Consider the following 21,575-nt stretch of genomic DNA (forward strand, 5'->3'; position numbering starts at 1 on the left):
CTAAACGGTATTACCGTTTAGAAGCTTTTTTATTTATGTGATGATTACAATTGAAGAGAGTGGTGATCAATTTGGGAATCATTCCTATACATCTTAAACAAGTAAAGCGTTCAAAAGTATGAACGCTATATTTTTATTGTTTGGATTTGTTTCTTTTCACTAAAAGATAAGATAAATAAAGAAGGACCATCCATATCGGAATTAGTTCAACAGGTACTTTCATTCCTGTTATCCACATGATGACCAATACGGCTACTAAAAATAAAATACAGATGTAATTACTGATCGGAAAGAGAAAAGATGGAAATTTTGTTTTTATATGCCTACGGACTTTATCCTTTTTAAAGTAGAAGTGCGTTACGGTGATCATGACCCAATTAATAATGAGCGAAGAAACAACTAACGACATTAATATTTCTAATGCATCCTGGGGCATAATTTTATTAATAACAACACAGATAGCTGCAAATAATGCCGAAACTAAGATGGCATTGACAGGAACATGGTTCTTACTTAATTTGTTTAGAAACTTCGGGGCATTGCCCTGACTTGCTAAACCATATAGCATACGGCTATTGCTGTAGACACTACTGTTATAAACGGATAATGCTGCCGTTAGTACGATTAGATTTAACACATTGGCAATTAAGCTTGTTGCGTAGATGGTTTTACCAAATAGGGTAAACTGAAAACTTTTCAAAGAGTCAAACACCGTTACAAAAGGACTTGTATCTGCCGTAATCTGTTGCCAAGGCGATAGTGAGAACAAAACAATAAGGGCGCCAACATAAAAAATAAGAATTCTATAGATCACCTGATTTGTCGCTTTGGGTATATTTTTTTCAGGGTTTTCGGCCTCTGCGGCGGTGATGCCGACTAATTCTAAGCCACCAAAAGAAAACATAATCAAAGCGATCGCGGCAAGTAGACCTTCGTACGTACCATTACTGCTTTGGGATAGCCAGCCTTTTGGGAAAAATCCACCGTCATTATAAAGATTACTGATCGAAGATTGTGGGCTGCCTGTACCACTGATAAGCAAATAAGAACCAAACAAAATCATGGCTATAATCGCGGCTACCTTTACTATAGAAAACCAGAACTCGGCCTCTCCGTAAACTTTTACAGAAGCTAGGTTTAGCCCATTAATGATAAAAAAGAAAAACAGACTGGAAGTCCATAGTGGTATTTCAGGCCACCAAAACTGCACATAAACACCGATAGCAGTTAGCTCTGCCATGCTTACCAATATGTACAAGACCCAATAATTCCATCCTGAAGCATAACCTGCAAAAGATCCTAAGTATTTATTGGCAAAAAAGCTAAAGCTCCCAGAGACGGGTTCCTCTACAACCATTTCGCCCAATTGGCGCATGATAAAGAAAGCAATGATTCCTGCTAAAGCATAGCCCAATATCACAGATGGGCCCGCTAAAATAGCAGCCTTACCGATACCTAAAAATAGGCCTGTTCCAATAGCACCGCCTAAAGCAATCAGTTGAATGTGTCTATTCTGTAGACCTCTTTTTAATTCGTTATTTTGTTTTGGATTTTGATCCACGTAATTGTTTTTTATAAAGTTAATATACGGGCTGATATCATTAGATAGGACTAATATAGTTTTTATCTATCAATAATTCGGCATTGTATTGATGTTAATACAAGCTAATAGCAAGTAATGAAAGCTGAAAGGTAATTTTTTATTATTTAGCAACAAAAATAACTTTTCTATTTCAGCTCCGAATGGAATACAAAAACCGTTGACATCGAACATGACAACGGTTTTTATTTTTAATCCTCAGTATATATTATACTAAAGAATGATCTCTAATTTGAATGTGATTACAGATTATTTTTTTGTTGAACTTTCGGTTGCGTCATATCACAGCCACAACCTTTACCACAACTTTTTTTACCTTTGAATGAAGCACGCATCGTTTTTGAAAAGTAGATTACCGCTGCGATAATGATTACTCCAACGATGATGTATTGAATAGTTAAATTCGTCATAATATTTTATTTTAATGCCTGATAGGCGATTAAAGCTGCTATATAAGCTAAGCCTGTCATAAATCCTACTTGAATTAAAGTCCATTTCCAAGATGCTGTTTCTTTTTTTACAATTGCTATTGTACTCATACATTGCATTGCGAAAGCATAAAATAGTAGAAGGGAAACACCTGAAGCAAGATTATAGGCAGGTAAACCTGTATTTCTGTTTACCTCAGCTCTCATTTTACTTAAGATTGTTCTTTTAGAAGCATCATCTTCAATATCTGCATCATCACCAATGCTATAAACTGTAGCCATTGTTCCAACAAAGACCTCACGCGCTGCAAATGATGATATCAAGCCAATTCCCATTTTCCAATCATACCCCAATGGTTCTACAATAGGCTCAATTACCATGCCCAGATATCCTAAATAGGAGTGTTCCACCTTATAAGAAGATATTTCATGATCGAGATCTTCTTGCGATAGCGACGGATTATTCTGCGTTACAATTTCTTCTGCATTTTTAAATTTATCACCAGGACCAAAACTTCCAAGCGCCCAAAGTATGACAGATATGGCTAAGATGATTTTACCTGCGCCAAAAACGAAACTGGATGATTTGTCCCAAACATTTAAAAATAAATTTTTCCAGTCCGGGAATTTATAAGTTGGTAATTCGAAAATTAAGAAAGATTTATGTTTTGTCTTAATAATTTTATTCAATAACCATGCTGAACCAAGAGCCGCTAAAATGCCCAGAATATAAAGCGCAAATAAGATAATACCCTGAATATTGAACCCAAGAAATTTAGTATCAGGAATGACTAAACCAATGATAACAATGTAAATTGGTAATCGTGCAGAACAGGTCATAAACGGTGTTACTAACATCGTTACCAGACGTTCTTTACTATTTTCAATGTTTCGTGCAGACATTACAGCAGGAACAGCACAAGCGACACCTGAGATCAATGGAATGACTGATTTACCATTAAGTCCAAAAGGTCTTAACCAACGGTCCATTAAGAATACTACACGGCTCATATAGCCTGTTTCTTCCATCAATGATATAAAAATATATAAGATCACAATTTGGGGAACAAAAATAACGATACCGCCAATTCCCTTAATAATACCATTGGATAATAGATCTGGAAGTGGTCCTGCAGGTAAGACACTCTGCACATAAGCCGCTAAATCGGCAAATTGCGTATCAATGAAATCCATGGCTGGTCCAGACCAGTTATAAATACCCTGAAATATCAAAAACAGAACCCCAAAGAAAATCAGATAACCTAAAATAGGGTGTAGTAAGATTTTATCAATACCATTCGTAACACTTTTCGAATCGATATCTTTTGATACGATTGTACTTAATGCATGTTCTAAATTCTTATTACGCTGAATGGATTCTTCTTTTTGTAATACCTGTGGAGTTAGATTATGCTGTTTTCTAATACTTTCTAGAGCATTATTTTTTTCCTCCGATAGAAATTCTACGTTACCTTTTGCTAAATACTGCCATGTATTGTACTCGTGTTCCAGAGGGAATAGTTTTTTTGCTTCCTCAACAGGTGTAACATATTGTGCGGGAATACTAAAGTTTCCAATATATAGTGGTGGAATTGAATCAAAAGCTTTGATCAATTTGTCAATTCCCTCACCATTACGTGCATTTGTTAAAAAAACTTTAGTCTTTAATAGGGACTCCAATTTTGGAATATCAATTTGAATACCTTTTGTCGTTGCTTCATCAATCATATTGATGACAAAAATGGCAGGTAATCCAAGTTCTCGTGCTTGTTGATAGAGAATAATTGATCTCTTTAAGTTGGACGGTTCACCGACAACAACAATTAAATTTGGTTTAAGCTTGTGTTGTTGATCGACAAGTATATTGAATACAACTTCTTCATCCAAAGAGTTCGGAAATAAGGTGTAAGTACCAGGTAAATCAATGATTTTATATGTTTTATTGTTTGCCGTTAACGAGCCTTCGCGTTTCTCAACGGTGATACCGGGATAATTTCCAACTTTCTGATTGAGTTTCGTAATACGATTAAACAGCGATGTTTTACCCACATTTGGATTCCCCAAAAGTGCAATAATAGGATTGTTCATTTATTTTGGATCGATAATGATTACTTTGGCTTCAGACTTTCTGATAGCAATCAATGAGTTACTAGCAATTATATTTAGACAGATTGGACCGTTTAAAGGGGCAATATGTTTGACTTCAATTTCGGTTCCGGGAAGGAATCCCATTTCATAAAATTTAGCGGGAATGTCATTCGAATTCAAATCAACTATTATAGCTTTTTGTCCCTTTTTAAGCTTGTCTAAACTAGATTTATCGCGCATTATTTCTCTTAATATGTAATTTTCAAATATATGAATTTTATCTGATTTAGAATGATTCTAATGTAATTCTTATGCATTTATGATAAATATGTGATATATTTAAATTATGAAAATTGATGAAGCCATACAAGTGAAAAAATTTAGTACGGAGTGGCAACGAGCCACTGTTAACCTATTGTACACAAGTAATTGGGTAACTGCAGTTTTGGAGAAGAGGGCAGAACAAAAGCAAATTACATTACGTCAATTCAATGTGCTACGGATATTGCGGGGACAATTTCCGAAACCGGTTACTAATAATTTGATAAAATCTAGAATGCTGACGAATACGCCTGATATTTCGAGGTTGATAGACCGATTGGTTCTAAAAGGACTAGTCGATCGCTGTAAGTCAAATGAAGATAAACGTGCAGTCAACTTATTAATAACAGAATTAGGGCTTAAAATCCTCGAAGAACTAGAACAAGAAATGCTTCTGAGTGATATTCTCCCGAATCATCTATCGGAAGCTGAATGTACCCAATTAAATGAACTCTTGGATAAATTTCGAGGAAGTTTAGAACCTGAAACCAAAACTAATTAGTGATCATGATGGTCATGGCTGTGGTCATGACCATCATGATTGATTTCTTGCGTATCCTCCGAAGAAGAATGGCTGTGACCGTGGCCATCAAATAAAAAATTCATCAAAGCAATTGCAACACCGACAAATACGGCTATCATTTTCTTTTTATTGAATTTATGATGATCTGCTGAGCCAGATTCAAATAATATTGTTGTCGATATGTGTAGGAATATACCGATGACAACAGCCATTATTTTATCAAAATACTGTTGAATATTACCAATTTCACCGGTACTTATTGCTTTACTGAAAGAGAATCCCAGAGGTGTCATCGCAGCAAAAACAATTAACAGTGTCGTAATACTCTTTTTAGAAAGATGTGTACTGATCAATAAACTTCCTAATGCAAATGCAGCAGGTATATGGTGGATTGCTATTCCAAAAACCAGCTCTGTTTGATGGGTAGCAGCTAAAGGCATCCCTTCCAAAAATGCATGTAAACATAAACTGATCATAATTCCCATAGGAAAAGCATGATGATGGCCTTCTTCATGATGAAGATGTCCATGTTCGATTCCTTGCGAGAACTGTTCTAGCACCAGTTGGAATAAGAATCCTCCTAATACATATATTCCTAAAATTTCTGCATCTGTAGTACGTGTCTGATAGACATGCGGTATTAAATGCAGTACCGTGATGGCAAACAGATAGGCACCACTAAATGATAGAATTAATTTAAGTAAATTCGTATTGTTTCTTTTTACAAAGAACACTGCTAAACCACTTGCTAATGCAGAGAAAAAAAGAATACTTACTAAGATGATTGCGCTCATTTCGCTATAACGGGATTAAAGAATTCTGGTTTTAGTTTCTTAAAGATATATCCGGTTGCCATACCGATCAGTATCCCTAAAATTGCTCCACATAAGATATCAAACGGATAGTGAACACCCACGTATATCTGTGAAACAGAAATTAATGTTGCCCATGTGATACATAACCACATCGCATGCTTCCATTTTCTTCTGAATAATGCGATCCAGAAAAATGCTAAAGCAAAATGATTGGTGGCATGAGAAGAGGTAAAGCTAAATCCTGAACCACATCTCACACGGATGTTGACCTCTTCTTTAAATACGATATCATTGCAAGGACGAACCCGTTTAACTGATTTCTTGATTAAGTGAGAAGAGACTGCATCAGAAGCTCCGAATGTAGCTAATGTCATAACAACAATCAGGATGCCCGTTTTACCATATGTTTTAATAAAGAAAATAACTAAAAAGAGGTATAAAGGAGCCCAAGTATATGGATTTCTTAAAATTGGAAGTAGCCAGTCAAATACCGGATTACTTAATCCCTGATTAATGGCTAAAAAAATTTCTTGATCAATATGTACTATTTGGTCAATCATGTTGCTGTATTAAAGTGAAATTATTTGATAACAGTTCTTCGTGATCTGAATCCAAATGTATAAATAATTTCAATTTGATGCGGATATATATGTAAAAGAAACAATGTTGCAACAAAAGTATGTTAATTATTTCAGAAAAGGAAACGCTTTATTATAAATATTTGGACTATTGTTTTATTTTTACGGAATAAACGTAATTTAACATGACTTTAATTAAATCAATATCTGGTATTAGAGGTACCATTGGTGGTCGTTCTGGAGAAGGGTTGACACCTATCGATATCGTGAAGTTCACGGCAGCTTATGGTAAGATCATTGTGAATCAGACTGGAATTAACAAAATTGTTGTTGGTCGTGATGCACGAGTTTCCGGTGAAATGGTCAGTAATTTGGTTATTGGTACTTTACAGAGTATTGGTGTAGATGTGATTGATTTAGGCTTATCCACAACTCCTACAGTTGAGATTGCGGTTCCCAAAGAAAATGCTGGTGGCGGCATAATCCTAACGGCGTCTCATAATCCAGGTCAATGGAATGCTTTAAAATTATTAAATGCTAAAGGTGAATTTATCAATGACGCCGAAGGTAAGCAAGTACTGGCATTAGGTGAAAGCTTAGATTTTGATTTTTCAGAATTCGAAGATTTGGGAACAGTTCATAAAGACACAAGCTACATGCAGAAACATATTGATGATGTTTTAGCGTTGGATCTGGTAGATGTAGAAGCTGTTAAAAATGCAAATTTCAAAATTGCAGTGGATGCCGTTAATAGCACAGGAGGTTTGTTCATTCCTGCTTTGTTAGAAGCACTAGGAGTAGAAACAATTTATAAAATTCATTGTGAGCCTGATGGTAAATTTCAACATAACCCTGAACCGCTAAAAGAAAATCTTACAGATCTTTCTAAGGCAGTATTGGAAAATGGAGCTGATTTAGGTATTGCAGTAGATCCTGATGTTGACCGTTTGGTTTTCATGATGGAAGATGGTGATTTATTTGGTGAAGAATATACCTTGGTAGCAGTATCAGATTATATTTTGCAACATACAAAAGGAAATACAGTTTCTAATTTATCTTCAACAAGAGCATTGCGCGATGTAACTGTTAAACATGGAGGTCAATATTTTGCGGCTGCAGTTGGTGAAGTGAATGTAGTGACAAAAATGAAAGAAGTTAATGCCGTTATCGGTGGTGAGGGTAATGGCGGTGTAATTTACCCGGCATCACACTACGGTCGCGATTCACTGGTTGGTGTAGCAATATTTTTAACACATTTAGCAAAGTTGGGTAAAAAGGTATCTGCATATAGAGCCGAATTGCCACAATATTTTATGTCTAAGAATAAAATCACATTAACTCCAGAATTGGACATTGATGATCTTTTAGCAAAAATGGAAGCAAAATATAAGCATGAAGAGCATTCAACTATTGATGGATTGAAGATTGATTTTGAAAATGAGTGGGTTCACTTACGCAAATCAAATACAGAGCCGATTATTCGTATCTATTCTGAAGGTCCTACAGCTGAAGCCGCAGAAGCAATTGCACAAAAAATAATAGCTGAGATCGAAGAAATTATTAAGTAATTTTTAAGATTATTTTATTTTTAAAGCCTCCAGAAACTCATGCTTCTGGAGGCTTAGTTTTTGATACTATTCCTACCTATTATCTGTCTTTATTTATTCAAGGCGTATAATTTTTTATAACATAGGAAAGAGTTTATTGATCGAAATATCCTGTTTTAAGCCAATTGTTCCTAATGATGCCCAAAATTCTGTATCTGTAAATTCAACTCTTTACAAGCGCTGAAAGGGATCTACTTTCGAGTTTTATAGGTTTTGCTCGCTCATCTCAGTTTTTTTATAAGTATTAACGAAATATGCCCTAAAAGTATTTCACCTTTAGGGCATATCTGCATTTTATTTTTACAATTTGCTTTAACGTCTGTTTTATATTAATCTGTCAGCGTAGAGATATCCATATCTGGCTTTGGAAGATTAAGTTGTTGAATTTCTTTTTTGCACTTATCAACCATTTCTTGTGTCATTTCGTATGTATAATTACCATAATCATCATAAGTGAATTTTCCAACATGGAAGAAGCCATAAAGATCAAAGAAATCTGTGAGATCAAGTTTTGCGACCTGAGATGCTGTTTTTACAAAATTCAATTGGTGTACAGCAGGGTTGTTTCCACGATCGCCCATTACTTGACCGCCACCGCGTCTGCTTCTACGTTCAGGATTCTGTTTGCGGAAGGCTTCAAATAAATCGGGGTAAAAATTAGGATTTTTACCTTGATTTGCGAAATACAGTTGAAGTTGCCAGAAAGGTACTAAGCGATTGAATACATCTGGATCCTGTAGGTAACTTATTTTACCATTAATGATACTTTCTCTGGATTTTTTGTAATTACCTTGTTCTGAAAGACGGCTTTTATTGCCATAAGAAGTTGTTACATAAAGGGAGAAAATATTATTACTTACTTCACCCAATCCTCCCCAGTTTAAGTAAGGTCTTAATTGATGCACGTGTCCTACTTCATGTGAAAACCCCCAACATGGATCCCCTTTGATTACGCGAGCTGGGTCTACAACAAGCGGCATTGCATTGCCAGGATCCGTACCCATATAAGCAACTCCATCTCCGTCACGGAACATGTAATAATTATAATTTACACGCGAGAGAATTTTGTTTTCAGGGACTTTGTTATATTTAATAAGTCCCATAATACGATGCTGTCTGTAAATAAGAGAATCATAATTACTGATCAGCTCGACACCTTTTCCATAAGCATACTTTTTAATATCGGCAGCAGGGTAGGCAATCTGAATGTGTCGACCTTTGGCATCAATAACTGGATATACAGCCTGATCTACCAACTTGTTCCAATCTTGGTCATTGTTTTTCGTAATATCAAAGTAACCATTAACTGGGCTACCAATAAAATGTACACTGATTGCTTTTTCTTTTTTAGGATTTTCGGAGAAATAATCGATATAAGCCAGACCGTCGAAATCTTTGACATCAATGATGTTGATACCATTTTTGAGTTTAAATTCTTGCTTTACAATACCCCATCCCTTTGGGTCTTTGGTCGGATCCATTCCTTCAGGAGCTCGGCGGTTCCAATTTGGAATGATCAATTTAACTTCATTATCTGCAGCGATATGATCAACAGATATGATATGGCGGCCTATAGGCAGATAAATTCCGGTTATATTTTCATATTTGCTGTATCCATCACCGATCATTAAGTTATGGCCTAAGGTTGAAGGGCTAAGGATAGCATTGTATTCTGCAAACCGGTACTTTTGATCATATTGATTATTTAATAAGGAGGTGGCAACCTGTTTGACCTGTGGATTTTTAATTTTATCAAGATCAGATTTTTTGATTCCTTTTTTTAGCTTAACGGCTAAAGGAGTTTCGAATACTTGTAAGTCTTGATAAGCGTCTGCATAGTCTTTAGCAGATTGCGCATGTAGACTACTTATCGTACCGGCAAGCAGTAATAAAGTAATGAATTTTAGCTTCATATTTAGATGGTTAGTTGAAGTGCTAAAATATCAAATTGTGCTAACATTAAAGCATTTTTCAATTGTAAGATTATTGTTAAGATTGTAGCTTCAACCGGCAGTGTTTTTAGCGATTTGAAACAGCATATAATAAAGAAAGCCTTTCAAAATGAATTGAAAGGCTTTCTTTATTATATTGAGATAAATTTTAATGTTTAGTGAGCAGATAAATTTTTAGCTTTTTCTTCATCAAAATTAGCTTCTAACTCGGCTAATTTCTTTTTACCATAAGCCAGTCGTGTGATCACAACGAACAGTACTGGAACGATAAAGATTGCTAAAACTGTCGCTGCAGACATACCACCAAATACTGTCCAGCCAATTGTTTGGCGAGAAATGGCACCGGCGCCAGTCGATAACATCAAAGGAATAATACCTAAGATAAATGCAAAAGACGTCATGATAATAGGACGCAGACGAAGCTTAACAGCATCTAATGTTGCCTCATATAAGTTCATTCCGATATCTACACGTTCTTTAGCAAACTCAACAATTAGAATCGCATTTTTAGCCGCTAAACCAATAATTGCAACTAAACCAATTTGCGCATAGATATTATTATCTAATGCTGGAATCAATGTTAATGTTAAAATTGCTCCAAATACCCCTAGTGGTACCGATAATAAAATTGAGAATGGAACAGACCAACTTTCATAAAGCGCAGCTAGTAGCAAGAATACAAACAGAATACATAAACCAAAGATCATAATAGTCATATTTCCAGATTTTGTTTCTTGTAAAGCCAATCCTGAGAAATCATAACTATAACCGTTCGGCAATGTTTCTGCGGCAACTTCCTGAAGCGCTCTGATGGCATCACCGGACGAATAACCAGGCGCAGCACTACCACTAACCTCTATACTTCTAAAGATGTTATAGTGATTGATAATAGCTGGATTCTGAACAAGGTTCCAAGTAACCAATGAACTTAAAGGAACAGATTCACCGCGGCCATTATTAACATATAATTTGTTGATGTCCTCAATGTTCATACGGTAATCTTTATCCGCCTGAGATACAACCCTAAAGTTACGTCCGTATCTTGTAAAATCATTAATATAAGAAGACCCAAGGTATGCAGATATAGTGGTATAGATTGTCGAAACAGGAACCCCCATTTTCTTCGCTTGCTCTCTATTAACAGATAACTTGTAATTTGGAGTTTTTGTGTTAAATAGGGTATAGGCCATACCGATTTCAGGTCTCTGATTGGCTGCAGCTAAGAATTTACCAACTACACCTTCGAAGACTTTGATATCTACGGTCTGTTGATCTTGAATCATTAAACTGAAACCACCAGAAGTACCAAGACCAGGAATTGCAGGAGGAGTAACAGCGAGTACACGTGCTTTATTATAGCCAGCATATTTTCCCATGATACCACCCGTAATTTGGTTAGCAGTACGCTTTCTATCTTTCCAAGGTTTTAGAGAAACGAAAACTGTCGCTACGTTAGGCTGGAAAGCTCTGTTCAAAATATTGATACCGGCAATAGCCGTAATATCTTTAATCTCTGGATAATCTTTACGTAATTCTTGCTCTACTTCATTTAAAATTTCTTTTGTACGTGTTGTAGACGAACCTTCTGGCAAGGTAATACCGGCAAAGAACATCCCATTATCTTCACCAGGAATAAATCCAGTTGGTTTTTTATTAAACATATAACCTGTACCAATGAAGATACAAAGTAAGATGATTAACGCCATAGGAGCCTTTTTGATACAGTATTTTACACCATTAGAATATTTGTTCGTTACTCTTTCGAACCAGATATTAAACTTGTAGAAAAACTTATTAAGACCTTTCGCTTCCGAGTGAACTGCTGTTGGTCTTAACATGATCGAACATAATGCCGGTGTTAATGACAGGGCAATAAATGCAGACAACATAACCGAAACGGCAATTGTTATGGAGAATTGTTGATACAATTGACCCACCATACCTGGGATAAATCCTACAGGAACGAATACTGCAGAAAGAATCAAAGCAATGGCAATAACCGGAGCTGTAATGTCTTTCATGGCACGACGCGTTGCATCTGCCGCAGACATCTTATAATGATCTATATAATGCTGCACCGCCTCAACCACAACAATCGCATCATCGACCACAATACCAATAGCAAGCACGAATGCCAATAAAGTTAAGTTATTGATTGAGAAACCGAATAATAAGAAGAAGATAAATGTACCAACAATAGATACAGGAATCGCTAATACAGGAATTAGTGTTGCTCTCCATGACTGTAAGAAGAAGAATACAACTAAAGTTACTAATAGTAAAGCTTCAATCAAAGTATGAATAACTGATTCAATGGAAGCATTAACAACAGAAATTGTCTCATAACCGACAACATAGTCAACATCATCAGGGAATGATTTTTTTAATCTTTCCAATGCAGTATAGATACCCTCTGCAGATTGCACAGCATTACCTCCTGGAGTTTGAGAAACCATCATACCAGAAGAAGTCATGCCATTTACACGCGTACTTGTTGCATAACTGAATTGGCCCAATTCTACTCTCGCTACGTCTTTTAATAAAACAATTGATCCATCTGTATTTGATTTCACAATGATTTCTTCAAAATCCTGTACCGAAGATAAATCTGAATCCGTAATCACTGGGTATTCAAATACCTGATCTGATTTTTGCGGAGTAGAACCTACTGATCCTCCCGGAATTCTTAAGTTTTGTTCAGCAATTGCTGTAGAAACATCTGCAGGAGTTAGATTTAAATTCGTTAATTTATTGGCATCTAACCAAACGCGCATGGAGAATGGCTGTCCAAAAGCGGTAACCTCACCAACACCAGTGATACGTAATAACGCATCTTTGATGTATAAATTGGCATAGTTATCTAAAAACTTAGCATCGCGGGTACCTTTTGGTGATACCAGTGAAACGAGCATTAAGATATCTGTATTCGCTTTACGTGTTGTTACTCCTAAACGTTTAACAGCTTCGGGTAACGCTGGTTCAGCAATACCCACACGGTTTTGAACGTCTAATGTAGCGATATCAATATCAGTACCTACTTCAAAAGTTACGGTTATCTGTGATTGACCATTCGATGTACTGTTTGAGGACATGTAAAGCATGCCCGGTGTACCATTAATTTGACTCTCAATAGGAGTCGTTACTGTTTGTTCAACAGTTTGAGCATCCGCGCCAGTGTAGTTTGCTGTTACTGAAACAGTTGGTGGGGCTACGGATGGATATTGACTGATCGGCAATGACACAATTGAAATTCCACCTACGATCATAATCAATAGGGAAATCACAATGGCAGTGACGGGTCTTTTTATAAAAACTTCTGAAATCATATGTTTTTTTGTATCTTATAAAGTCTGTGAAAATTATTTTTTTGGTGCAGCGGCATCAGGTGCAGCAGCAGGAGCCTCAGCAACTTTTACACCTGTTTGCACATTCATGATACCATCAACAACAATTTTCTCACCGACTTTAAGGCCTGATTTTACAACTACTTTATCTCCTAATTTTAAACCTAGATCAACTTTACGTTGTTCAGCTTTACTGCTGTCACCAACAACATACACGTTAAATACTCCCAACTGATCTTGAACAGCTTTATAAGGAATAACAATTTCTTCAGTTGCTGAATTCGTCTTGATATTTAAAGATAGATTCATTCCAGCTCTCAAGACATTACCAGGGTTGTCAAAATTAGCACGTACTCTTATCGTTCCTGTCTGTGGATCAACTGCACGGTCAATAGTGGCAATTCTTCCTGGAGCTGTATACTCCGTTCCATCCGGTAATACTGCGCCGATCTGTGCTGCAGAACCTGATTTTTGTAAGTTTACAAATTGAGGGATATCACGCTCGCTCACTTGGATTTCAACTGCCACAGGATTGATTGAAGATACCGTATTTAATCGTGTAGTTCCAGGATTAACCAAAGCCCCAAGACGTACATCTGATATACCTACAATACCCGCGAATGGCGCTCTTATAGTTGAACGATTTAAGTTTGTTTGTGCTGTTGTTACAGCAGCTTGTGCACCTAAGATCTGCGCTTTTTGATTTGCCAGATCTGTTTTAGCATAATCTAAAGTTTGTTTTGCGATCGCATCTTTATCTGCTAATGCTTGGTAACGGTTTAAATCTGTTTGCACACGATCCAAATTAGATTGTGCAATTTTAAGATTTGCTCTGGCTTGATCTAAAGCCGCAGTGTAGCGAGTGCCGTCAATTTCATATAATTTTTGACCTTTGGATACCGATGCTCCATCAGTTACAAATATTTGCGTTACATAACCAGAAACTTCAGCAAATAAATCAGCTTCATTTAAGGGTTTTACAGTAGCTGGATATGTTTGGTTTCCTGTGACAATTTCTTCTGTGGCAGTTGCTATGGAAACAGGTACAACACGTTCTGCTTGCTGTGCAGCCTGTTGTTTCTGAGCATCTTTATTGCCACATGACTGCCAGATTAGCGTAGTCCCAATAAAAAAAGCTGCTAATAAATGTTTTTTATTCATGATATTCTTGGTTTCTTAATGTTGTTTATTTTGTATCTACAGTTCCTAATGCTTTTTGAACATCTAGCTTACTCGATAGAAGTGCATAAAGTGCATTTAAATAATTCAATTGACTTGTTTTAAGATCAGTCTCAGCTGTCATTAAGTCTAAGTAAGTTTTAATACCTTCATCATATTGTAACTTAATCGTATCATAGACTTCCTTAGATAAGTCAACATTATCTCTTGATGTTTTCCAATCAATTAGGTTGGCATTATATGAAGCTGTTGCAAGTGCATATTCTGTGTTGACTTGATTTTTCAAATCTTCCATGCTTAAATCAATTCTACTTTCGCGTAGTTTGGATTGATTGATTTGATGCTTTCTTTTAAAACCTTGAAAAATTGGAATAGATACAGATAATCCAGCTACAGAGCTTGGGAAATTGTCATTATACAAATCCTTAAATTTGTTATTTCTGTAATTAAATGCATAGTTATAAAATGCGCTTACATTTGGGAGGTAGGTCCATTTATAGTATTGCGTTTCTAATTCTTGCATTTTTTTGGACGTTTCCAATTGTTGGAATTCAATTCTATTGGTTACGCTAGCAGATGAAGTTGTGTCAATCAGAATCTGATTTTCCATATTCGCATTCTCAAAAGATAATGTAATATCAACTTTATGATCAACTGCTATTAAATTTTTTAAATAATCATATTTATAACGGCGTAATTCAATAGTCCGCTTTTCGTCCGCATTTGCATTGCTTAACGCAATTTGAGCTCTTTTGAAATCGGTTTTGTCAACCATACCAACTTCGTAGCGTACTTTAGCGTCGTTATATTGTTTTTGAAGTCTAGCAATGTTTTCACGAACAATTTTGATCTGCTCTTCACTTGTTAAAATATCATAGTAAGCTTTACTCACTTCAACCACTGTGTTGATTTTTTGACTTTCAGTGTTTTGCTTATTGGATTGACGGATAAGTGTTGCCGCTTTTGAAGCTTGCATAAGTGCCGGATTCAAAATCTGTTGATCAGCCTGTAAGGTTAAAGCACTAGCATTCTTCTGTCCTAACGCAATGTTCTGTCCACCTATAAAAGAGGTGGGAACTTTAACATTGTAGTTGTAAGAACCATTAGCGTTTACCTGTGGCAACCAGCCAGACAAGGCAATGTCGATATCTTTTTCGCCAATTTCCTCATCAATTGCAGCCTGTTTCAGACTTATCTTGTTGCTAAGGGCATAGTCAATGAGTTGCTGCAAATTTGCTTTAGCAGGTAACGTCTCATTGCCTGTTTGTTGGGCATAACTAACATTGTATATTGTAGTCATGGCTGCCAAAGAAAAGGCTATTTGTCTAAACTTCATAAAATTATTTATTTTTAACTCCATCCCAAATGATGTTTACAACATCTTCGATGCTTTCATTTGATTTTAATTTGTTGTGTTTCACTCCTTTAATTGCTGATACAGCAGTTCCAAAGAAGACGCAAGCTAATGCTTCTACATTGGTGTCTTTTAATTCGCCTTTATTGATTCCTGTTGTTAAGAATTTAAGTATATTACTTTGACCACTAATAGATTCATTTGTTTCATAACTGTTCACCTTATAATAAGGAGATGAGTAAAATTGTTCAAAAAAACTGAACATTTCTACATGTTCTCTGTAAAATTTTACAAAGCCTTTCCATATATGAAAAAAAGTGTCTTTATAAGTCAATTTATCATCCAGCGATCCAAAGATTGCTTCATTTAAAGTGTCGCCACAGTATTGAAACAGGCTAACGATCAAATCATCTTTCGATGGGAAGTAATGATAGATTGTACCGATTGCGACATCAGCTTCCTGAGCTATCTTGCTCATCGCTGTGCCATGAAATCCATGATCTTTGATCAACCGAAGTGTGGTCTCAAATATGGAAATCACTTTAGAATTATTTTTTGTGTATTGAACGTTCATTCGGTTCCAAATGTAGAAATTTTAATCAAATCTAAATGTCAAAATATTGTAATGAAAAACTATATTTTATTCATTGCAGACATCTATTTATTCGCATTTCCGCTGTTAACATATTTTAACATTTAGTTGGTTTGCTAATCAATTTGCATGGCCTATATTTGTACCATCATAATTTAGGTTTATAATTGGTTAGTAAAGGTTTTCATTCTCCCCGTTTGAAAACCTTTCTTTTTTTACCTAAATAGGTACCAACACAAAAAAAGCCTAGTTGATTAACTAAGCTTTCTTTAAATCATGGAATGTCCTACTTGCAATTTTTTAAACTCATCTGAACTTCTTCTAGACTGAATATTTTATCTTGCTTACCAAAATTTGTGGTAATATAGGTTAAAACATAGGCGATATCGATGTCGGTCAAGATTTCATTCGCTGGCATTTTAGTGTTAAATGTTTTGCCCGCAACTACAATTTCTTCTTCTAGTCCATTCTTAACAATACAGGATAAATGATCTCTATTTTTTGTTAAAAATTCTACATCGGTTAATGGTGGATATAATAGGCCTAAGCCTTCACCCTTATCGCCATGACAATTTTTACAATGATTAATATATATTTTTTGTCCATTTACGGCATATTGTGCTGTCTTTATATCTTTGCCTGACTGGCAACTGCTTATCGAGCATAAAGAATATAGAGCGATCAATACTCCTAAAAGATATAGTTTTATCATTTTACTTTTCTTCGAGTAGGATAGCAAGTTCTTTTTGTAGTTTCGCAACTTGCTCATCATTAGTACCGTCATAAGCACCGCGTATTCTTTTTTGTTTATCTACTAATACCAGATATCCTTGATGATCGTATCCTCCTGGCGCATTTTTGTCTTCTGCTGTGTAGACCAGGTATTGGTTTGCAATTCCATAGATATCAGCTTTTGATCCCATTACAAAATTCCAATGATCATTGCTAACACCCAATTTATTGGCATATTCTTTTAAGACATGTGGCTGGTCATATTTGAAATCAATGCTATGTGATAAAAAGTAAACTTGATCACTATCCTTATATTGCTCGTATACTTTCAACAGATTTCTATTCATAGTAGGGCATATACTTGGGCAATGAGTGAAAAAGAAATTAGCGATATACACTTTGTTATCAAAATTCTTATCCGTTATATAGACACTATCTTGGTTTAGAAATTTGAAAGGGGGGATGGTATGGTATAGGGTATCAATAACCGTCTTACCATCTATAATTTTCTCTACTGGTTCACGTTGACCATAAATAGGAAGTGTAACTGTATTAGACTGACAACTAGATATTGTAAATGTTGTTAGTGCAATAAGAAAAGAAGCACCAATCTGAATTGATTTTAACATATTAATACTTTTTTAAGATTTCTTGTTTCTCTTTTGATACACGATCAAAGACTGCTTTCATGTCTTTTACTTTAGTCAATTCGCGATTAGCATAATCTACTGTCGTTGAATCGGCACTATAGTCTTTCATCCAATCCATCATATGATCTGTTGCATCTTCGAGATTGCTTTTTAACTGAGACAATTCTTGTCGAGTATTTGTTGTATCTAGATCAGGTTTAGCTGTTTTTATAGCACTAAGATTTGTGAGGATTGAATCGATAGTAACTGCATCTTTATCAAAAATACTTACTTGCGGCATGATCTCATCATGAATTTTCATGGTTTCTTCTTGTGTTTTCGCTAAATCATTTTGATTATTTGTATTTGAGCTATTGGCACATGAAGTTATTGCAAAAGCTGACGCAACTAAAAAAGCTAATTTTTTCATATTGAAATATTTTGTCTGTTACCGACAAAGATACCAAATAGATAAAGAAGATAATAGCTTATTATACTCTGGTGTATGTAAAATTCAGGTCACGAATATAGATTTCATTTTTCGCAATGGCACAAATTTCATTTTGATCGTTCACAATTTCTACAGAAAATGTCTTAATGATCCGACCTCTGTTTTTAAGTGTATCCATGCATTCATTAAAATCCTCGTCAGTTATTTTGATCGAAAATCTAAGATTGGTCAAGCCAGGCTTTTTATATTCAATGGATGCTGATTTGAGCCAAGCTACAGTTTTTTTAAATCCATGCGATTGTAAGCGCTGATCAATAAGAATCGCATAAAAAGGATCAACTGCTGAAAAAATTGTTCCACCAAATATGGTACTGTTTGAGTTTTTATTGAAAATACTTTTGATAATTTTTACATCCACACCTTGAAAGTCTGTATGAATTTTTTTGACCCATATGCGTTGGAATAAAAATGGCGGGTAAATTCTTAATAACCACTTTAGGGATTTGGGACTATACAACATGGTGCAAATGTAATACAATAAATTAAAATTCGTTTGCTAATTGATTTGTAAAAATGGTTCCACAATGATATTTTTATAAAAAAATAAAATATGGCTAACCAACCCGAAATGTCCTCAAACAAGAATGTTTGGATTATTATTCTTGTTGCCTCATTGGGGTATTTTGTTGATATATATGACCTCATTATCTTTTCGATTGTTCGTGTAAAATCTTTTGAAGAAATCGGTGTTTCTCCTGCGGATATGCGTTCCGAGGGGGAGTTTGTATTAAATATGCAGATGGGTGGATTACTGATTGGAGGTGTGATCTGGGGGATCATTGGTGATAAGTTTGGGCGATTGAAAGTCTTGTTTGGTTCGATTTTGCTGTATTCATTGGCGAACATATCGAATGGTTTTGTACATGATGTGATGACGTACGGTATCATTCGTTTCATTGCCGGTATTGGTTTAGCGGGTGAATTGGGAGCCGGTATTACCTTAGTTAGCGAAAGCATGCATAAATCTAAACGAGGGTATGGTACCATGCTGGTTGCTACAGTTGGTGTCTTAGGCGCCGTTTTAGGATATTTTATATCTGAACAATATGATTGGAGAACTGCTTACTTTGTTGGCGGTGGTATGGGATTGTTGTTACTGTTAATGCGGGTAGGGGCACTCGAGTCTGGCTTGTTTAAAACAGCAGAAGAGAAAACAGTAGTGAAGGGTAAGTTTAGTATGCTTTTCACTGATAAACGTCGTTTTAAAAGATATTTATACTGCTTGTGCATCGGATTACCGATTTGGTTTGTGGTAGGCGTACTTGTTACTCAGGCTCCAGAGATTGGTAAAGCGCTACATGCGCCAGTTGTTCTTAGTGCTGGAAAAGGAGTTTTGTTCACCTATCTGGGGATTTCTTTAGGGGATTTACTGGCAGGTTTATTAGCTCAGGTTTTGAAATCACGAAAGAAAGTCGTTTTACTGTGTCAAATAATTATCCTCGTAAGTTCTTCATTGTACTTATTAAGTGATGGTTTGTCTGAGACTAAATTTATATGGCTTTCCTTTTTTATGGGACTTGGTATAGGTTATTGGGCAACTTTTGTCACCATATCTGCAGAACAGTTCGGGACGAATTTGCGAGCTACAGTGGCCACTACTGCACCTAACTTTGTTCGTGGAGCACTGATCCCTTCAACAATATTGTACGGTGTTCTTGTCAATCACTTGGGTATTATTACAGCCGCATTTATGATGATATTTTTATTATCAGGAATTGCTATATATGCATTAACACAGCTCGAAGAGAGCTTTGATAAAGATCTGAATTATCTGGAAGAAGAATAGGCAAAAATTAGCGCTTTGGACATTTGCCGCAACGATTCCCTTTTTTATATTTCTTACAACATTTTTTGAAACAAGCACATGAAAAAGGAGAAAACGGACTTGATGCTTTTGTATCAGCACAAAAATCTATTTTCTCCTTTGAGAATGTATCTTGAAATTCTGTTCCTTGCAATTCTGAAGTATTCATAATGCAAAGATATATATTATTTATAAGCAGTCTAAATAAAAAACGTTAAATTACATCTTTTTTAGTAAGTTGTCAATTACTTTAGGGTATTGCTGATGTTCTAATTGTTGTCCTTTAAACTTAATTACCTCTAAAGTGTCATGAGGCTCTACTTTAAAGCGGCCTTGATAAATTACTTCTCCTTCATCAAAATGCTCATTTGCAAAATGAATTGTTATGCCATGCTCTGTTTCTTTATTTGCCAATACGGCTTTATGAACATGATCACCATACATACCTTTGCCACCATATTTAGGTAACAGCGCTGGATGGATATTAATAATCTTATTGGGAAAAGCTTGTAAAAGATTATTAGGAACTAACCAAAGGAATCCTGCAAGTACAATTAAGTCAATGTTTAAGTTTTTTAACATTTTAACAATTTCGTCCGATCTGAAAAATTCATTTCGGTCAAATACGTGGACAGGTATTTCAAAATTATCAGCTCTTTGGATAACATATGCATCAGCATTATTGCTCAATACGATAGCGATTTCGGCATCTTCAGAATATTTAAAATACTCCATTATTTTTTGGGCATTGGAACCAGAACCTGAAGCAAATATGGCAATACGTTTTTTCACAGTTTAATTGTGTTAAGTGACGTTCTAAAAAAAGTTAATCAACCAAACTTACGTTATTTTTTGTAAATAAACTAACAGCTTGGTGTTATGTGTACAATTTGACTCGTATATTTAACCTTTGGCAATACTGTTTTATTTTTAAGCTTATGAAAACATTTACATTAATACTAATTACTTTTTTACTTATACCAACAAAGCGGGTCAGTGCTCAGGCGCCTGCACAGATCCCATATTTTTCTCTTCAGGAGGTATTTACCGGTAAATCTTTTAAAACGTCCGATTTACCAAAGGAGGGACTTATCATTTTTAATTACTATGACACGGGCTGTAGTCATTGTCAGAAAATGGGGGCGGGGATAGCGGATCAGCTACAGGCGTTTAAAAATATTAAATTCTACTTTGTTGCCATGAATGATGTCGAATATGTGGAAGGATTTATAAATATGTTTGCAAAGAAATTGAGACCTCATCCTAACGTGTCTTTTATTTTAGATAAAAATGGACAGTTTATCAGCTTATTTAAACCTACACAAACACCTTCACTGTATATCTACGATGCAAAAACACACAAATTATTAAAACATTTAGATGGTGTTGATGATGTTAAGGTATTGCAAGTAGCTTTGCAACAGCTAATCAAATAGTTTTGCTTGTCTTCTAGTTGTAATTTTTAAATACAAGAGTCTTTTTTTGATACAACTAATTATAAATATTTGCTATTTTTGC

At 35.4% G+C, this 21,575-nt stretch carries 21 protein-coding genes; 4 read left to right on the plus strand and 17 right to left on the minus strand.

All coding sequences use genetic code 11. The features are described 5' to 3' along the window. Positions 1-133: 133 nt before the first annotated feature. The 4 genes from WH188_RS10190 to WH188_RS10205 form a co-directional block, all read right to left on the minus strand. Entirely contained in the window at positions 134-1,561 is a 1,428-nt protein-coding gene (locus WH188_RS10190) for an amino acid permease (RefSeq protein ID WP_132772666.1), read from the minus strand. Positions 1,562-1,842: 281 nt separating this feature from the next. Then, positions 1,843-2,010, minus strand: coding sequence for a FeoB-associated Cys-rich membrane protein (locus WH188_RS10195; RefSeq protein ID WP_021191178.1), 168 nt, complete (start codon positions 2,008-2,010; stop codon positions 1,843-1,845). Positions 2,011-2,016: 6 nt separating this feature from the next. Next, positions 2,017-4,116 carry a ferrous iron transport protein B gene (gene feoB, locus WH188_RS10200; RefSeq protein ID WP_208699794.1) on the minus strand — a complete coding sequence of 700 codons (2,100 nt, stop codon included), beginning with the start codon at positions 4,114-4,116 and terminating at the stop codon, positions 2,017-2,019. Continuing rightward, complete coding sequence (locus WH188_RS10205) at positions 4,117-4,356, minus strand: FeoA family protein (RefSeq protein WP_021191175.1); 240 nt, start codon at positions 4,354-4,356, stop codon at positions 4,117-4,119. A gap of 106 nt (positions 4,357-4,462) precedes the next feature. Between WH188_RS10205 and WH188_RS10210 the strand changes: the two genes are divergently transcribed. Next, on the plus strand, positions 4,463-4,939 hold the full coding sequence (locus WH188_RS10210) for a MarR family winged helix-turn-helix transcriptional regulator (RefSeq protein ID WP_021191174.1): 477 nt from the start codon (positions 4,463-4,465) through the stop codon (positions 4,937-4,939). On the opposite strand, the gene WH188_RS10215 is transcribed toward WH188_RS10210, so the two are convergent. Both WH188_RS10215 and WH188_RS10220 read right to left on the minus strand, forming a co-directional pair. Then, positions 4,936-5,754, minus strand: coding sequence for a ZIP family metal transporter (locus WH188_RS10215; protein WP_132772670.1), 819 nt, complete (start codon positions 5,752-5,754; stop codon positions 4,936-4,938). The two genes, WH188_RS10210 and WH188_RS10215, sit on opposite strands and share 4 nt — an antisense overlap. After that, positions 5,751-6,335: a phosphatase PAP2 family protein gene (locus tag WH188_RS10220; RefSeq protein ID WP_021191172.1), complete on the minus strand. Its 585-nt coding sequence runs from the start codon at positions 6,333-6,335 to the stop codon at positions 5,751-5,753. Before WH188_RS10220 ends, WH188_RS10215 begins: the two co-directional genes overlap by 4 nt. Before the next feature lie 203 nt (positions 6,336-6,538). On the opposite strand from WH188_RS10220, the gene glmM reads away from it, so the two are divergent. After that, positions 6,539-7,921: a phosphoglucosamine mutase gene (gene glmM, locus WH188_RS10225; protein WP_021191171.1), complete on the plus strand. Its 1,383-nt coding sequence runs from the start codon at positions 6,539-6,541 to the stop codon at positions 7,919-7,921. 368 nt (positions 7,922-8,289) lie between these two features. Here the strand turns inward: glmM and WH188_RS10230 are convergent, their stop codons facing one another. From WH188_RS10230 to WH188_RS10270, 9 genes are all read right to left on the minus strand, one after another. Continuing rightward, complete coding sequence (locus WH188_RS10230) at positions 8,290-9,873, minus strand: M60 family metallopeptidase (protein WP_132772673.1); 1,584 nt, start codon at positions 9,871-9,873, stop codon at positions 8,290-8,292. Positions 9,874-10,067: 194 nt separating this feature from the next. Then, positions 10,068-13,238 carry an efflux RND transporter permease subunit gene (locus WH188_RS10235; RefSeq protein WP_168127458.1) on the minus strand — a complete coding sequence of 1,057 codons (3,171 nt, stop codon included), beginning with the start codon at positions 13,236-13,238 and terminating at the stop codon, positions 10,068-10,070. A gap of 33 nt (positions 13,239-13,271) precedes the next feature. Next, positions 13,272-14,417: an efflux RND transporter periplasmic adaptor subunit gene (locus tag WH188_RS10240; protein ID WP_168127459.1), complete on the minus strand. Its 1,146-nt coding sequence runs from the start codon at positions 14,415-14,417 to the stop codon at positions 13,272-13,274. 25 nt (positions 14,418-14,442) lie between these two features. Continuing rightward, the gene (locus WH188_RS10245; protein WP_031288119.1) at positions 14,443-15,771 is read right to left on the minus strand and encodes a TolC family protein; all 1,329 of its coding nucleotides are present in this window, start codon (positions 15,769-15,771) and stop codon (positions 14,443-14,445) included. Positions 15,772-15,775: 4 nt separating this feature from the next. Further along, entirely contained in the window at positions 15,776-16,363 is a 588-nt protein-coding gene (locus tag WH188_RS10250) for a TetR/AcrR family transcriptional regulator (protein ID WP_132772678.1), read from the minus strand. 304 nt (positions 16,364-16,667) lie between these two features. Then, on the minus strand, positions 16,668-17,093 hold the full coding sequence (locus WH188_RS10255) for a c-type cytochrome (protein ID WP_168127460.1): 426 nt from the start codon (positions 17,091-17,093) through the stop codon (positions 16,668-16,670). Between the two features lies 1 nt (position 17,094). After that, complete coding sequence (locus WH188_RS10260; protein WP_021189714.1) at positions 17,095-17,742, minus strand: SCO family protein; 648 nt, start codon at positions 17,740-17,742, stop codon at positions 17,095-17,097. 1 nt (position 17,743) lies between these two features. Further along, the gene (locus WH188_RS10265; protein WP_021189715.1) at positions 17,744-18,172 is read right to left on the minus strand and encodes a hypothetical protein; all 429 of its coding nucleotides are present in this window, start codon (positions 18,170-18,172) and stop codon (positions 17,744-17,746) included. Positions 18,173-18,233: 61 nt separating this feature from the next. Beyond that, a complete protein-coding gene (locus WH188_RS10270) occupies positions 18,234-18,713 on the minus strand; it encodes a DUF4442 domain-containing protein (protein WP_021189716.1) in 480 nt (159 codons plus the stop codon). Positions 18,714-18,803: 90 nt separating this feature from the next. Here WH188_RS10270 and WH188_RS10275 point away from each other — a divergent pair, with 90 nt between their 5' ends. After that, the gene (locus tag WH188_RS10275; RefSeq protein WP_237682806.1) at positions 18,804-20,039 is read left to right on the plus strand and encodes an MFS transporter; all 1,236 of its coding nucleotides are present in this window, start codon (positions 18,804-18,806) and stop codon (positions 20,037-20,039) included. A gap of 7 nt (positions 20,040-20,046) precedes the next feature. Here WH188_RS10275 and WH188_RS10280 read toward each other — a convergent pair whose 3' ends face one another. Next, entirely contained in the window at positions 20,047-20,226 is a 180-nt protein-coding gene (locus WH188_RS10280) for a hypothetical protein (RefSeq protein ID WP_132772682.1), read from the minus strand. Between the two features lie 50 nt (positions 20,227-20,276). Beyond that, positions 20,277-20,849 (minus strand): phosphoribosylglycinamide formyltransferase, encoded by a 573-nt coding sequence (gene purN / locus WH188_RS10285; protein WP_132772684.1) that lies wholly within the window; start codon positions 20,847-20,849, stop codon positions 20,277-20,279. Positions 20,850-20,995: 146 nt separating this feature from the next. On the opposite strand from purN, the gene WH188_RS10290 reads away from it, so the two are divergent. Further along, complete coding sequence (locus WH188_RS10290) at positions 20,996-21,493, plus strand: peroxiredoxin family protein (RefSeq protein ID WP_168127461.1); 498 nt, start codon at positions 20,996-20,998, stop codon at positions 21,491-21,493. The last annotated feature ends 82 nt before the right edge of the window (positions 21,494-21,575 follow it).

This window comes from Sphingobacterium sp. MYb388, from assembly GCF_037479535.1.
GTDB classification, from domain to species: Bacteria; Bacteroidota; Bacteroidia; order Sphingobacteriales; family Sphingobacteriaceae; genus Sphingobacterium; species Sphingobacterium anhuiense.